This window comes from Caulobacter segnis, from assembly GCF_029543125.1.
Lineage (GTDB): Bacteria > Pseudomonadota > Alphaproteobacteria > Caulobacterales > Caulobacteraceae > Caulobacter > Caulobacter segnis_D.
In genome coordinates this window covers 111,548-126,590 of record NZ_JARQWW010000004.1, presented here as the reverse complement: position 1 = coordinate 126,590, position 15,043 = coordinate 111,548, and the positions used below count along the sequence as shown (strand labels likewise).

Below are 15,043 nucleotides of genomic sequence, written 5' to 3'. Positions count from 1 at the left end.
TCTTCTTGCGCGAACATGAGGGGTGGGTCGGGCTAGTTGAACGAATATTCCACGATAACACCGCGTTTCAGCGGCATCGTGCTCGCACAGGAACGTCCGTTCGACCTTTCCGCCCTCAATGTGCGGCCTGCTTCGCTGCAGTTGGTCGGCCCCGGCGGCTCCTGGCAGGTCGAGCATAAGGTGATGCAGCTCCTCGTTGTCCTGGCCAAGGCCGGCGGGGGCGCGGTCGGTCGTGACGAAATCATCGACATCTGCTGGCAGGGCCGGGTCATTTCGGAAGACGCGCTGAACCGCTGCGTCAGCCGGCTGCGCAAGGCGCTTCAGCCAGACCCGCGCCTGGTGGTCGAGGCGGTGCCGAAGGTCGGCTACCGCCTGCGGGTGCTGGAGACGGCGCCGGTCAGGCCGGCGGCCGAGGCTGGGCTGCCGCAAGGCGCGCTGCGCTGGCTGGCCGCCGGCGTGCTGCTGGCGATCTGCGTCGCCGGGGGGCTGGCCTGGATGCTGCGCCCGCCCCAGGCCGTGACGGCGGTGAAGTCGCTGCAGATTCTCACGGGCGAACCCTTGCCCACCCTGCGGCCGGCCCTGTCGCCCGACGGCGGGACGGTGGTCTATTCAGCGGGGGCGGAAACCATCGACCTCTACATGCGCTCCACCCGCGACGGCGCGCCCGTCCGCCTGACCGACACGCCGGAGATGGACGAGTACTCCCCCGCCTGGTCGCCCAAGGGGGATCGCCTGGCCTATGTGGTCAGCCATTCGTCCATGGACCGGCCAGACGCCGAACTGCGCTGCCGGGTGATGGTGATGAGCGTTCCCGGCGGTCGGCCGCGCGAGGTCGGCCGCTGCGTGACCGATGCCGGCACCGGCCTGTCATGGCTGGACGAGAAGACCCTGCTCTATGCCGACCGCGAGGCGCCGCGGACGCCCCGGCGCATCCGCGCCATGGACGTCGACACCGGCCAGACCCGCGATCTTTCGCAGCCCAGCGAAGGCCTGGCTGACCAGGATCCCTTCGTCTCGCCCGACGGCCGGCGCGTGCTGTTCCGCCGGATCAAGAGCGTCGGCGTAGACGAGATGATGATCCAGGAGGTCGATAGCGGCCGCGAGTGGCCCTTGCTGAGCGATGGGAACGCCATTCACGGCATGACCTGGACCAGGGACGGGCGGCAGGTGGTGTTCAGCTCCAACCGCGGCGGTGACAAGGGGCTGTGGGTGATCGACGTGAAGAGCCGCGCGGAGCCCCGTCGGCTGAGCGTTGGATTGATGGCCTTTGGTCGGATGAGCGCCGACGACAACGACCACATCGCAGTGGAGATCCATAACCAGCGCGCCCGCATCGAGGCGGCCCGCGCGGCGGGCTCCGAGCCTGTGGACCCGGCCGAGGGCATGGACGCCGATCCGGACGTGGCGCGCGACGGCGCGACGGCCTTTGTCTCCAGCCGCAGCGGAACGCCGGAACTGTGGATGGCGCCTTCCGGCGGCCGCGCCGTGCGCCTGACCCGTCGGGAAGGCGGCTCCCTGTACCAGCCGCGCTGGTCCCCGGACGGCGCCCGCATCGTCTTCATCGCGGTGGAGCGCGGCGCTTCGGACCTGTACGAGATCGGCCGCGACGGCTCCGGTCTCCGCCGCCTGACCAACAACGGGACGCCAAAGCATTCGCCGGCCTGGGGCGGCGACTGGACCATCCGCTATGTGACCACCACGCCGGAAGGCTCGCGGGTCATGCGGGTCGAGGCGAACGGATCGGTGCGGCCGGAGCCCGGCGCCGGCGAGTGGCAGGTTCTGCGCACCGCCCCCGACGGACGGCTCTATGGCTGGGGACGCGGCGACCGTCGCCTGTGGGTGATGACGCCTGGCGGCGGCAAGCGCGAAGCCATTCCGGGTTTCAGGATGCAGGATCCGTACTGGGTCGTCGGCCGCAACGGCGTCTATTTCCTCAGCAACGCCGGCCGCCGGGCGGGCTTGCGCTTCAAGCCGTGGGTTGGGGAGGAGCAGGAGTTGCGGCGCCTTTCAAACGTCTCCTGGACCTCGGACGTCTCTGTCGATCCGCGCGACGACAGCTTCGTCTACGCCAACAATGGCGAGGAGGTTCGCGACATCGCGGTGGTCAGCCTGGCTCGCTGACCGCTGTTCACGGTTCCGCGCGCTTGCCTTGCGGGCCTCGCGAAGCAGCCTATACCTGAGCGTCAAGCTGGGCCTTGGGCGTGGCGGCTGAAGACGGGGGGCCGGTTTCAGCGGACATCACGCCCTGGAGCTGATGAGGGAGGAAACCATGGCTGGGCTGCTTTCTAATTTCCGCAACACGATCATTCTGAGTTTCGCGCTCGCGCTGGTGATGATCGCCGGCTACGGCGCGCACGCGCCGGGCGGTTGGGACGCGATCTTCTGGCAGGCGGTGTTCCGCTGGCTGCACGTGTTCTTCGGCATCCTGTGGATCGGGCTGCTGTACTATTTCAACTTCGTCCAGATCCGGGTGATGCCGAACATCCCGGCCGAGCTGAAGCCGGCCGTGTCCAGGCACATCGCGCCCGAGGCGCTGTTCTGGTTCCGCTGGGCGGCGCTGCTGACGGTGGTCATGGGCCTGGCCATCGCGGCCTCGCGCGGCATGGGCTACCTGCACGAGACCCTGACCCTGGGCTTCGCCGGCGGCTATGTCACCGGTCCGGGCGGCGACGCGGCCTATTCGATGATCGGCACCGGCATGTGGCTGGCCATCATCATGTTCCTGAACGTGTGGGTGTTCATCTGGCCGAACCAGAAGATCGCCCTGGGCATCGTCGAGGCCGACGCGGACGCCAAAGCGAAGGCGGCCAGGACCGCCATGCTGTTCAGCCGCACCAACCTGCTGCTGTCGATCCCGATGCTGGTCACCATGACCATGAACCAGACGCTCTTCGGCTAAGCGCCGCGGCGCAAATCGTGTAGGGAAGGGCCCGCTCGCACCGAGCGGGCCTTTTTCTTTGAGCGATGACCAACCCGACGCCGCCCCTGGACGACCTCGACGCCACCATCCGCCGCGTGGACCCGGACCGATGGCTGTCGACCCGCTTCATCGCCGACGAGACGGCGCGGGCGGCGGTGATCGCCCTCTACGCCTACAACTACGAACTGGCCCGGGTGGCCGGCGGCGTGCGCGACGCCCTGATGGGCGAGATCCGCCTGACCTGGTGGCGCGAGGCTATGGAGGAGCTGCTGGCCGGCAAGACCCCGCGCCGTCATCCGGTGGTGGAGGCCATCGCCAAGGCCCGCATCCCCTATGGCCCGCTGGTGGACATGGCCGAGGCGCGCCTGGCCGATCTTGACCCGCCGCCGGAGAACCGCGACCAGGGCCTGGCCTATATCGACGCCACGGCGGGCGCGGTGATGATGCTGGCGGCCATCCGTCTCGATCCTGAGGCTGACCCCCATGCCGTCAAAGGCGCGGCGCGGGCCTTCGGGATTTCGGGACTGCATCGCCTGGGGCGGCTGTGGCCCGAGGCGGACGCGAAGACGGAAGTCGCGGCGGCGTTGAAGGACGCGCGCCGTCAGTTGAAGGACCTGCCCGTCGGGGCGTTCCCGGCGGCGGCCTATGCGGCCCTGGCGGCGGGCTATGTGAAGGCCCGCGCGCCTACCGATTTCGAGAAGCGGGCGCGGGTGACCCTCGCGGTGATGACCGGGCGCATCTGAGCGCCTACTTCGCCTACTTCGCCTACTTCGCCCACTTGTCCAGCCAGCCCAGCACCTCGTCGTGCCACTGGACCACGTTCTGCGGCTTCAGGACCCAGTGGTTCTCGTCGGGGAAGTAGAGGAACTTGCTCTCGATCCCCTGGCGCTGCAGGGCGGTGAAGGTGGACAGGCCCTGCTCCAGCGGGACGCGGAAGTCGTTCTGGCCGTGGACGACCAGCATGGGCTTGGACCACTTGCCCACGTGATCGGCCGGGTTGAACGCCGCGTAGGTGGTGTTGGGCATGTAGGGCATGCCGCCGTTCTCCCACTCGGTGAACCACAGCTCCTCGGTGGAGTAGGCCATGAAGCGGGTGTCGAAGAGGCCGTCGTGATTGACGAGGCACTTCCACGGCTCCTTCCACTGGCTGGCGATCCAGTTGACCATGAAGCCGCCGTAGGAGCCGCCGAGCGCGCAGGCGCGGCCGCCGTCCAGGAACGGGTACTTCTGCTGCGCGAAGGCCCAGCCCTTCTGCAGGTCCTCCAGCGGGCGGTCGCCCCAGTGCTGGCTGATGGCGTCGGTGAAGCCCTGGCCGTAGCCGGTGGAGCCGTGGAAATCGATCATCACCACGGCGTAGCCGCGCGCCGCATAGGCCTGGGCGTTCCAGCGGTAGTGGAACAGGTTGCCGAACGACCCCTGCGGCCCGCCGTGGATCAGGAAGGCGACCGGGTACTTTTTGGCGGCGTCGAAATTGGCCGGTTTGACGAGGTAGCCGCGGACGGTCTCGTTGTTCCAGCCGGGGAACTCGAACTGGTCATAGGCGCCCCATTGGACCTCAGCGAGCTGTGGGTTGGCGTTGACCAGCTCGACGACGTTCTTGCCCTTCAGGTCCATGCGGTAGAGGCGGGCGGGGCTGTCCAGGGTGTCCTGGGCGTAGACGATGCTGTCGCCGCTGACGTCGAAGGCGCCGACGTGGCCCTTGCCGGTGAGGGGTGTGACCTTGCCGGTGGCCACGTCGATGGCGAACAGGCGCGTCTGACCGATGTCGCCGGCGGTGGTGTAGATGGTCTTGCCGTCCCTGCTCCACACGACCGTGTCGGCCGAGCGGTCCCAGGCCGGGGCGATCTCGCGGTCCTTGCCTTGGGCGTCGCGGACGATGATGCCGTAGCGGTCAGCCTCGAACCCCGGGCGCTTCATGGCGCGATAGGCGCCGAACTTGCCGTCGGGCGAGAAGACCGGGCCGGCGTCCCAGGCCTTGTTGCCGGGCGTGCGGTTCACGGGGGCGGCCGAGCCGTCCACCGGGGTCAGCCACAGATCGTAATTGGTGGTCCAGGGTTCGTCCTTGCCTGCCAGCTTGGCGGAGAAGGACACCGCCTTGCTGTCGGGGGTGAAGTTGAAGTCCGCCTCGTCGCCGTATGGCTTGGTGGGGATGTCGCCGTCGAAGCCCTTGGTGATCGCCACCGGCTCGCCCGACGCCACGCCGTCGGCGCCGAGGGTGAGGGCGTAGAGGTGGTTGCGGCGGCCGTCGGCCCATTCGTCCCAGTGGCGGACAAACAGCTTGTCGTGGACCGCGCCGCTGGCCTTGGTGGTCTTGGTCAGGCGCTCCTTGGTGCAGGCCAGGGTCGGACAGTCGGGGAAGACCGCCTGGGAGATGACCACCGTCTTGCCGTTGGGAGACACGCGGAAGGCGCCGACGTCGAACGGGGCGCTGGTCACCTGGACCGCCGCATCGCCGGTCAGGTCGGTGCGCCACACCTGGGCCGAGCCGCCGCGCGAGGAGTTGAAGTAGATCGCCTTGCCGTCCGGCGACCAGCGGGCGGCCGCGGCCCCGCCGTCAGAGGCCTTCAGCCGGCGCGGCGCCGCGCCCTTGGCCTTCAGGTCGATGACCCAGATGGCGTTGACGCCCCGGTTCGCCGCGTAGTCCACCGTGCGCAGGCCGTAGAGGGCGTAGCGCCCGTCCGGCGAAATCTGCGGCGCGCCGATGCGGGCGGCGGTCGCCATGTCCTGCGGCGTGAACGGACGGGCCTGAACCGCGCCGGCCGCCAGGGCCAGGGTGGCGGTGAGGGCGGAGGCGGCGGCCAGGCGTGCGATGAGCGTCATGGGTGTTCCGGCGTAACTGTGTAACAGCGGGCCGGCACCGTACTCCTTCTCCTCCCTCGTGCAACGGGGGAGGGGGACCGCGAAGCGGTGGAGGGGGCGTGACTGGGCTCTGAGGAAGCTGACGCCCCCTCCGTCACGGCGCTGCGCGCCGCGCCACCTCCCCCGTACGCTTCGCTACAGGGGAGGAGAAAATCAGCCCAGCCAGCCTTCCAGATCCGCCAACGCCCGCACGCTCATCAGGCGCTTCTTGGCGCGGCCGCGTTCCTTGACCGGGACCTTCCTGCCGTCGCCGTCGACCTTGGGGGCCTCCATGGGCGGCAGCAGGCCGTAGTTGATGTTCATGGGCTGGAAGGAGCCGGAGCCGCCTTCAAGGTGGCCGCCGGTGATGTGGGCGATCAGGGCGCCCAGGGCGGTGGTCGGCGGCGGCGGCGTCAGGGGCTTGCCCAGCGCCTCGGCGGCGGCGAAGCGGCCAGCCAGCAGGCCGACGGCGGCGCTTTCCACATAGCCCTCGACCCCGGTGACCTGGCCGGCGAAGCGCAGGTTCGGCCGGACCTTCAGGCGCAGCTGGTCGTCCAGCAGGCGCGGGCTGTTGATGAAGGTGTTGCGGTGCAGGCCGCCCAGGCGGGCGAACTGGGCGTTCTCCAAACCCGGGATCATGCGGAAGACATCGGCCTGGACGCCGTGCCTCAGCTTGGTCTGGAAGCCGACCATGTTCCACAGGGTGCCCAGGGCGTTGTCCTGGCGCAGCTGGACGATGGCGTAGGCCTTCACCGTCGGGTTGTGGGCGTTGGTCAGGCCGACCGGCTTCATGGGGCCGTGGCGCAGGGTCTCGCGGCCGCGCTCGGCCATAACCTCGATGGGCAGGCAGCCGTCGAAATAGGGGACGTTCTCCCAGTCCTTGAACTCGGCCTTGGGGCCGGCCAGCAGGGCGTCGATGAACGCCTCGTACTGGTCCTTGTCCATGGGGCAGTTGATGTAGGCGGCCGCGTCGCCGCCGGGGCCTTCCTTGTCGTAGCGCGACTGGCGCCACGCCTTGGACATGTCGACGCTCTCCAGATGCACGATGGGCGCGATGGCGTCGAAGAAGGACAGCTGGCCCTCGCCGGTGGCGTCCAGGATCGCCTGGGCCAAGGCGGGGGATGTGAGGGGACCGGTGGCGACCACCACGCTCTCCCACTCCTCGGGCGGCAGGCCGGCGATCTCCTCGCGGACGATGCTGACCAGGGGGTGATCGGTCAGGCGCTTGGTCACCGCGTCGGAGAAGCCGTCGCGGTCCACGGCCAGGGCGCCGCCGGCGGGCACCTGGTGCGCGTCGCCGCAGCCCATGATGATCGAATCGCAGCGGCGCATTTCGGCGTGCAGCAGGCCGACGGCGTTGAACTCCCAGTCGTCCGAACGGAAGGAGTTGGAGCAGACGAGCTCGGCCAGACCGTCGGTCTGGTGAGCATCAGTCGTGATCTTTTCCGCTACCGCTTCGCTGCTTGAGCGCAGGGCCCCGCGCATCTCGTGGAGAACGACGGGAACGCCGGCCTGGGCGATCTGCCAGGCGGCTTCGGAGCCGGCGAGGCCGCCCCCGACGACATGGATGGGCTTGGTGGTCATGGCGCGCTCTTTAAGCCCAAGGGCGCCGCGACGAAAGCGCCCTCGCTATCGGCGAGGCGACACGGTAAGGCAGGAGGGATGGCCAAGGCTTGGCTGTAGAAGGATTTTCCCATGGCGCACCAGCGCCTGAACATTGGTGAAGCCGTCGGCGAGGCGGTTCGTTTCTGGAGCCATTCCTGGCGTCACGCGGCCGGCGCGCTGGGCGTCGCGGCCCTGGCTCTGATCGTCTATTCGGTGAGCAAGTCGCCTGTCATGGGCGTGGCTTACGGCGTCTATGTCGTCGCCACGCTGATGGCTCAGGGCGCGCTGTTCCGCGTGGCCTTCGCCGACCGCTTGGGTGCGCCGCCAACACCCAGGTCACCGATCATGGCCGGCCTGCAATGGACCCCGATGGAGGGGCGGCTCGCCACGACCCTGATCCTTCTGGTGGTGCTGTTCGCCATCGTCATCGCGGTGGGCGTCATCCTGCTGGCCGCGATCACGGTGGGTTTCGCCTCACGGGGCGGCATGGCCGATTACTCCTCGCCCGAGGCGATCGTGCAGGCCATGGGGCCGGGGGGCAGCGCGGCCATGACCTTCGTGATCTTCATCGCCGCCTTCCTTCTGGCCTGGATGTCGATCCGCCTGAGCTTGTCCCTGCCGGCCACCGCGGCGGAAGGCAAGGTGCGCCTGATCAGCACTTGGGATCTGACCAAGGGCAACGCATTTCGCATCTTCGTCGCCTATCTGGTGGTCAGCGCGCCCGTGCTGTTGGTCACGGTGATCGCGACCCTCGTCGCGGAGGGGCGTCCGGATCCCGCCGCCAGCCGTATATGGCTCAACGCCGCCGGCAGCGCGGTGGCGGTGGTGTTCTATCTGCCGATCACCGTGGGCCTTGTATCCCACATCTATCGCCGCCTGGCGCCTAACCCTGGAGCCGCCGCCTGATGTCGAAATTCTCGGCCTCCGATGCAGCGTTCGAAGGTTTCCGCCTCGCCCGGCATCACCCGCGCGCGGTGCTGATCTGGGCGGGGGCGTCGTTCCTGACAACCATCGCGGTGGGCGTGCTGACGGCGGTGCTGCTCAGCGGCTCGCTGGCGCGGGCCGGCGGCGATGTCGATCCGGCCAACGCCACCCTGACGCTGGAGCTGATGCGTGACGCGCTGATCAGCCTGTTGCTGGGCTTGGCGATCATCTCGGTCTACCTGAACGGCGTCTACCGCGCGGTCCTGAGGAGCGACGACTTCCATGAGGACCGCTGGGGCTATCTGCGCGTGGGCCGGGAGGAGTTGCGCACGGCCGGCGCGGTGGTCCTTTACGGCCTGATCTTCGTGGGCCTGACCTTCGTGGTCAGTCTAGGCGCCAGCATCGTCTACAGCCTGGCCACCCTGACCGGGCCGGCGCTGGGTCTGATGGCCGTGCTCATCGGGCTTGGCGTGTTCTTCATCTTCATCTTCTGCTGGGTGCGCCTGACCCTGGCCCTGCCCATGACCTTCGACCGGGGGCGCATGAGCTTCCGCGACTCCTGGCGCCTGACGCGGGGCTGGTTCTGGCCGCTGCTGGGGATGAAGGTCCTGACCTTCGCGATCACGGCGGTGGTCATCCTGACGATCTTCATCATCGCCCTGGCGGTGGCGGCGATCGCCTCGGGCGGAAACCTGCGCGAGATGCTGCAGGGGTTCAACGACAACACCCCGACACTGGCCAGCTACCTGAACCCGCTGAGCCTGACCTGGCTGCTGCTGAGCGCGGCGGTGGGCGCGCTTCAGAACGCTCTGCTCTACGGGCCCTCGGCCCATGCCTATCGGGTGATCTGGGCCGTGACCGAGGAGCGCGAGGCGGCGAAGGCCGAGTCTTAAGCGGCCGCGCTGGGCCGGGCCGTGGCCCGCGCCCGCCAGGCGGCGAGGTTGGTCAGACCCTCCGGCGGCTCCAGCCCGATGAAGGCGGCGAAGTCCACCGTGGTCAGGGCGACGATGTCGGCCATGGAATAGGCCTCGCCCGCGATCCAGGTCTTGCCCGCCAGCTCGCGGTCCAGCCACTTCAGCGCCCGCTCCACCAGGGGGCGGTTGGACTCGCCAAAGGTGGTGTTCTGCTCCAGCAGGTGCGCCGTGAACGGGTGGGCGTGGCGCCAGAACATGCCGGTGGGGATCAGCAGCTGAAACTCCACCCGGCGGATCCACATGTCGATCTGCGCCTGCTCCAGACCCGTGCGGCCGAACAGGGGCGGCTCGGGGTGCAGGCTCTCCAGGTAGCGGCAGATGGAGACGCTTTCGGACAGCATGGTCCCGTCATCCAGCTCCAGGGTCGGCAGCTGGCCCAGGCTGTTGCGGGCCTTGTGCTCCGGCGACTTGTGCTCGCCCTTGCGCATGTCCACCCGGATCTGGGGCAGGTCCACGTCCTTTTCGGCCAGGAAGATGCGCACGCGGCGCGGATTGGGGGCGGGGTTGTTCTCGCCGTAGAACTTCATCGGGCGTGTCCTCCATGACCGCTCTGACCGGCGGTTCAAACGGACGTTAGAGGGCGCGTCCGGGGCGAGGCAAGGGCTGCTTGACCGCGCAGCCGGCCCTTGCGACGACTTGGCCTTGAATTGATTTGCGGGAGCCTGTGGTGGCGCACTTCTCGACCTCGGACGCGGCGGTGAAGGCTTTCGAAGTGATGGGGCGGCGGCCCAAGCCGATCATCGCCTGGGCCGTGTTCTATGCTGCGTTCAGCATCTTCATCGCGGCGCTCAACGCTCAGATCGCCGGCCCGGTCATGCTGGCGATGGAGACCAAGCAGGCCGCGCCTATGGAAATCTTCAGGCTGTTCCCCTGGTTCGCGGTCTGCGCGGTGCTGTTCTTCGCCGTCTGGACCATCGGCTATACCGCCATGATCCGGGCTGTGCTGACGCCGGAGGACGACCGGGCGTTCTATCTGCGCCTTGGCGGCCAGGAGTTGCGACAGGCGGGCGTGTTGCTGGCGTTCACCCTGATGCTGCTGGGCGTCTATTTCCTGTTGTTCATGGCCCTGCTGGCCGTGGGCTTTGGCGGCACGGTCGGCGGGCGTCCGTCCGCATGGAGTCTAGCCGTCATCGTGGCGCTAGTCCTGGCGACCGTAGGTGCCATGGTGTTCGTCGGCGTTCGATTGTCGCTCGCCATGCCCATCACCTTCGTCCAGGGCAGGGTGGAGCTGTTCGACTCCTGGAGCATGACCAAGGGCCGGTTTTGGCCGATGTTTGGGGCGTACCTGCTGGCGGCGGTGGCGGTGACCTTGATCTACATCGTCGTCATGGTTCTGACGGCGGTGATCGCCTTCTTCGCGGGCGGCGGGTTCGGTGGCCTCATATCCATGTTCAACACGATGCCGGTCGGCGCAGCGGAGGTCCTCCGCCCATTGCCCCTGACCCTGGAGATCGTCACCGCGCTGATGACCACGGTGACCAGCTTCATCACCGTCGCCCCGGCGGCGGAGATCTACCGACAGCTGACGGCGGAGAAGGCGCCCGAGTCTGAGGCTTCCTAGGCCGGGCTTAGATTCGGCAAGTACGAAGCTTGACCATATGGGGTCGGCGTGAAACTACTTTAGAGTGAAGAACAAATAGAGTGCGCGCCATGACGTTCCCGATAAAGGGGACAGGGCTGATCGGCTGGTCGTTGGCCCGCCGCCACCCACGCCTGGTTCTGATCTGGTCGGTGATCCAGCTCGCCGAAATGCTGGTGATGCAAGTCGTGGCGGATGTCTTCTTTCGCCCGTCCTTGCTTGCGCTTGGCGCCGTTTCAGCGGGTAGCCCGGGGTTGCCTGCGGAGGCGTTTCCACTGTTGGCGTTCTACGGCCTGTACTTCCCTATCTCCTATGGAATCGTCTTCGGAGCGGCGAACCGGCTGATTTTACGTCCTGAGGACAGTGGCTGGGCGTACCTGCGGCTCGGACGGGATGAAGGCCGGCAAGTTCTGGTGCTTTTGCTGGCGTTTGCCGCTTTGTCTGGAACCTACCTCGCCGCCGGCATCGGAAGCGCGCTCTTGGCTGTCGTCATCGGTCTCGGGGCGACGGCGCTTGGCGCAAGCTGGGCGCTGATGGGGATCGTCGCTGTCTCCGTCGCAGCGATGTTCGTGTTGGTCATCTGGCTTTCATTGCGGATTTCGCTCAGCAGCCCGGACACCTTTGTGCGGCGCAAGGTGTCTCTGAAGGGCTCATGGCGCCTGACCAAGGGCCATGTGTGGCGATTGCTGGGAGTCTTCTTTCTGGCCACCATCAGCTCTGCGCTGCTCTACGCGGTGGTCACGCTGCTGACGGTCGGGGTCGAGGCGCTGCTGGGTGGAACCTCTGGAGCTTTCGATCGTGTCTTCAGCCTTGACCCCTCCGCGCCGGCGTTCGGCCGGCCGAGCCAGATGATCATGCTTCCGCTGTCGGCCGTGGTTTCGGTTGTCAGTTGCATTGTCATGATCACGCCAGCCGCCGAAATCTATCGGCGACTGGCGGGACAGCTGGACGGTGCGGTTTAGGCCCGCTTCGACTTCAGGGCTTTCACGCGGGCCTGGCGGCGTTCCTCGTGTTTGGCGAGGACGTCCTTCAGGTAACGGCCGGTCCAGCTGGCCTCTACGGAGGCGACCTTTTCCGGAGAGCCGACGGCCACGACCTCGCCGCCGCCGTCGCCGCCTTCCGGACCGAAGTCGATTAGCCAGTCGGCCGTCTTGATGACGTCGAGGTTGTGTTCGATGACCACGACGGTGTTGCCCTGGTCGGCCAGTTCGTGGAGCACCTCGAGCAGCTTCTTGGTGTCCTCGAAGTGCAGGCCGGTGGTGGGCTCGTCGAGGATGTAGAGGGTGCGGCCGGTGGCGCGGCGGGACAGCTCCTTGGACAGCTTCACGCGCTGGGCCTCGCCGCCGGACAGGGTCGTCGCCTGCTGGCCGACCTTGATGTAGCTGAGGCCGACGCGTTTCAGCGTCTCCATCTTGTCGCGGATCGGGGGCACAGCCTTGAAGAAGTCGGCGGCCTCCTCGACGGTCATGTCGAGGATGTCGGCGATGGTCTTGCCCTTGAACAGGACCTCCAGCGTCTCGCGGTTGTAGCGCTGGCCCTTGCAGACGTCGCAGGTGACATAGACGTCCGGCAGGAAGTGCATCTCGATCTTGATGACGCCGTCGCCTTGGCAGGCCTCGCAGCGGCCGCCCTTGACGTTGAAGCTGAAGCGGCCAGGGCCGTAGCCGCGAGCCTTGGACTCCGGCAGCTGGGCGAACCAGTCGCGGATCGGCCCGAAGGCGCCGGTATAGGTGGCCGGATTCGAGCGCGGGGTGCGGCCGATCGGGCTCTGGTCGATGTCGATGACCTTGTCGAAGTTCTCCAACCCCTCGATCCGCTCGTGCGGGGCCGGGGCGTCGCTGGCGTTGTTCAGGCGGCGGGCTGCGGCCTTGTACAGAGTCTCGATGGTGAAGGTGGACTTGCCGCCGCCGGACACCCCGGTGATGCAGGTGAAGGTGCCCACCGGGATTTCGGCCGTGACGCCCTTCAGGTTGTTGCCCGTGGCGCCAATGACCTTCAGCCGCTTCTTGCCGATGGGACGGCGGTCCTGCGGCACCTCGATCTCGCGCTCGCCGGTCAGGTACTGGCCGGTGACGCTCTTCGGGTTCGACATGATGTCGGCGGGCTTGCCCTGGGCGACGATCTCGCCGCCATGGACGCCGGCGGCCGGGCCCATGTCGATGACGTAGTCGGCGGTGAGGATGGCCTCCTCGTCATGCTCGACCACCAGCACCGAATTGCCCAGGTCGCGCAGGCCCTGGAGGCTGGTGAGCAGGCGGGTGTTGTCGCGCTGGTGCAGGCCGATGGACGGCTCGTCCAGGACGTAGAGCACGCCGGTCAGGCCCGAGCCGATCTGGCTGGCCAGACGGATGCGCTGGCTCTCGCCGCCGGACAGGGTGCCGGAGCCGCGCGACAGGTTCAGATAGTCGAGGCCCACGTCCACCAGGAAGCGCAGGCGGTCGTTGATCTCCTTCAGGATCCGCCGGGCGATCTCCATGTTCTTGTCGGAGAGCTGGCCTTCCAGGCTGGCGAACCAGTCGCGGGCCGGGCGGATGGCGAGGCCGGAGACTTCCGAGATGTTCTTGCCGACGATCTTCACCGCCAGGGCCTCGGGCTTCAGGCGCGCGCCGCCGCAGGCTTCGCATGGAGTGTCGGACTGATAGCGGCCCAGCTCCTCGCGGACCCACGAGCTGTCGGTCTCGCGCCAGCGGCGCTCCAGGTTCGGCAGCACGCCCTCGAAGGGCTTCACCACCTCGTATTTGCGGGCGTTGTCGTCGTAGACGAACTTGATCTTGTCGCCGCCGGAGCCTTGCAGGACCACGTCCTTGGCCTTGGCCGACAGCTTGTGCCACGGCTCGTCCATCGAGAAGCCGTAGTGCTTTGACAGGGCCTGCAGCGTCTGGGTGTAGAGCGGCGAGGGGCCGCGCGACCACGGGGCCACCGCGCCCTTGTGCAGGGACTTGTCCTTGTCCGGGATCACCAGATCGGCGTCGAAGGCCAGCTTGGCGCCCAGGCCGTCGCAGACCGGGCAGGCGCCCGCCGGATTGTTGAACGAGAACAGGCGCGGCTCGATCTCGGCGATGGTGAAGCCGCTGACCGGGCAGGCGAAGCGCTCGGAGAACAGAAGGCGCTGCGGTTCGGTCTCGCCTTCCTTGGTGTCGGCCCATTCGGCCACGGCGATGCCGTCGGCCAGGCGCAGGGCGGTCTCGATGGAGTCGGCGTAGCGGCTCTCAAGGCCGGGCTTGGTGACCAGACGGTCCACGACGATGTCGATGTCGTGCTTGAACTTCTTGTCGAGGGCCGGGGCGTCCTCGATGGGATAGAACTGGCCGTCGATCTTCAGGCGCTGGAAGCCGGCCTTCTGCCACTCGGCGATCTCCTTGCGGTACTCGCCCTTTCGGTCGCGGACCACGGGGGCTAGCAGATACAGGCGCTCGCCATCTGGCAGGGCGGCAAGACGGTCGACCATCTGGCTGACGGTCTGGCTCTCGATCGGCAGGCCGGTGGCCGGGGAATAGGGCACGCCCACCCGCGCCCACAGCAGGCGCATGTAGTCGTGAATCTCCGTCACCGTGCCGACGGTGGAGCGGGGGTTCTTTGAGGTGGTCTTCTGCTCGATGGAGATGGCCGGGGACAGGCCCTCGATCAGGTCCACGTCCGGCTTGCTCATCAGCTCCAGGAACTGGCGGGCGTAGGCCGACAGGCTCTCCACATAGCGGCGCTGACCCTCGGCGTAGATGGTGTCGAAGGCGAGGGAGCTCTTGCCCGAACCCGACAGGCCGGTGAGCACGACCAGCTCCCCACGGGGAATGTCGACGCTGACGTCTTTCAGATTGTGCTCACGTGCGCCGCGCACGCGGATGAAGTTCAGTTGCTCAGCCATGGGTCCCGGAACGCAAGGGCCGCAGGGGAGGCTGCGGCGCGACAGCGATATGTAGTGCTCAGGCGGCTGATTAATACAAGAACAAGGTGAGAACAAATGCCGCACTGCTGACAGCAAGTGTCAGCAGCGGTGTCAGCAGGGTGGCCGGAGGGCTCTCCGAGCCTTCGATGGTGAGAGCATATCTACCGTCGCCGCTCCTTCACCGTCTTCCTCGCCCTTGTGGCGAGGACTCAGAAACGGCTGCGCTCCTTCGCTCGTAAAAGCGGGGCCGCCTCGCTACTCAGACCGACGCGGAGTTTCTGGGCCCTAGGCACAAGGCCTAGGGAGACGGAGTTTGATTG

The 15,043-nt window shown here is 67.5% G+C and carries 11 protein-coding genes; 7 read left to right on the top strand and 4 right to left on the bottom strand.

What is annotated here, in order from left to right; all coding sequences use genetic code 11:
• Nucleotides 1-78: 78 nt before the first annotated feature.
• The 3 genes from P7B02_RS13260 to P7B02_RS13250 all read left to right on the top strand — a co-directional run bounded on the left by P7B02_RS13260 (nt 79) and on the right by P7B02_RS13250 (nt 3,663).
• A complete protein-coding gene (locus tag P7B02_RS13260; RefSeq protein WP_277786825.1) occupies nt 79-2,121 on the top strand; it encodes a winged helix-turn-helix domain-containing protein in 2,043 nt (680 codons plus the stop codon).
• A gap of 148 nt (nt 2,122-2,269) precedes the next feature.
• Entirely contained in the window at nt 2,270-2,899 is a 630-nt protein-coding gene (locus P7B02_RS13255) for a urate hydroxylase PuuD (RefSeq protein ID WP_277786824.1), read from the top strand.
• A 65-nt stretch (nt 2,900-2,964) separates the two neighbouring features.
• On the top strand, nt 2,965-3,663 hold the full coding sequence (locus tag P7B02_RS13250) for a squalene/phytoene synthase family protein (protein WP_277786823.1): 699 nt from the start codon (nt 2,965-2,967) through the stop codon (nt 3,661-3,663).
• Nucleotides 3,664-3,685: 22 nt separating this feature from the next.
• Here the strand turns inward: P7B02_RS13250 and P7B02_RS13245 are convergent, their stop codons facing one another.
• Together P7B02_RS13245 and trmFO are read right to left on the bottom strand one after the other, a co-directional pair.
• The gene (locus P7B02_RS13245; RefSeq protein ID WP_277786822.1) at nt 3,686-5,740 is read right to left on the bottom strand and encodes an alpha/beta hydrolase family protein; all 2,055 of its coding nucleotides are present in this window, start codon (nt 5,738-5,740) and stop codon (nt 3,686-3,688) included.
• 192 nt (nt 5,741-5,932) lie between these two features.
• Nucleotides 5,933-7,342, bottom strand: coding sequence for a methylenetetrahydrofolate--tRNA-(uracil(54)-C(5))-methyltransferase (FADH(2)-oxidizing) TrmFO (gene trmFO / locus P7B02_RS13235; protein WP_277786821.1), 1,410 nt, complete (start codon nt 7,340-7,342; stop codon nt 5,933-5,935).
• A 111-nt stretch (nt 7,343-7,453) separates the two neighbouring features.
• On the opposite strand from trmFO, the gene P7B02_RS13230 reads away from it, so the two are divergent.
• Both P7B02_RS13230 and P7B02_RS13225 read left to right on the top strand, forming a co-directional pair.
• Nucleotides 7,454-8,269 (top strand): hypothetical protein, encoded by an 816-nt coding sequence (locus tag P7B02_RS13230; protein ID WP_277786820.1) that lies wholly within the window; start codon nt 7,454-7,456, stop codon nt 8,267-8,269.
• Nucleotides 8,269-9,180, top strand: coding sequence for a hypothetical protein (locus tag P7B02_RS13225; RefSeq protein WP_277786819.1), 912 nt, complete (start codon nt 8,269-8,271; stop codon nt 9,178-9,180). Before P7B02_RS13230 ends, P7B02_RS13225 begins: the two co-directional genes overlap by 1 nt.
• On the opposite strand, the gene P7B02_RS13220 is transcribed toward P7B02_RS13225, so the two are convergent.
• The gene (locus tag P7B02_RS13220; RefSeq protein ID WP_277786818.1) at nt 9,177-9,788 is read right to left on the bottom strand and encodes a glutathione S-transferase family protein; all 612 of its coding nucleotides are present in this window, start codon (nt 9,786-9,788) and stop codon (nt 9,177-9,179) included. The genes P7B02_RS13225 and P7B02_RS13220 overlap by 4 nt on opposite strands.
• A 140-nt stretch (nt 9,789-9,928) precedes the next feature.
• Between P7B02_RS13220 and P7B02_RS13215 the strand changes: the two genes are divergently transcribed.
• Together P7B02_RS13215 and P7B02_RS13210 are read left to right on the top strand one after the other, a co-directional pair.
• The gene (locus P7B02_RS13215; RefSeq protein WP_277786817.1) at nt 9,929-10,822 is read left to right on the top strand and encodes a hypothetical protein; all 894 of its coding nucleotides are present in this window, start codon (nt 9,929-9,931) and stop codon (nt 10,820-10,822) included.
• A gap of 89 nt (nt 10,823-10,911) precedes the next feature.
• On the top strand, nt 10,912-11,802 hold the full coding sequence (locus P7B02_RS13210; protein WP_277786816.1) for a hypothetical protein: 891 nt from the start codon (nt 10,912-10,914) through the stop codon (nt 11,800-11,802).
• Here P7B02_RS13210 and uvrA read toward each other — a convergent pair.
• Nucleotides 11,799-14,702, bottom strand: a complete 2,904-nt coding sequence (gene uvrA / locus P7B02_RS13205) for an excinuclease ABC subunit UvrA (RefSeq protein WP_277786815.1) — start codon at nt 14,700-14,702, stop codon at nt 11,799-11,801. The two genes, P7B02_RS13210 and uvrA, sit on opposite strands and share 4 nt — an antisense overlap.
• Between the last annotated feature and the right edge of the window lie 341 nt (nt 14,703-15,043).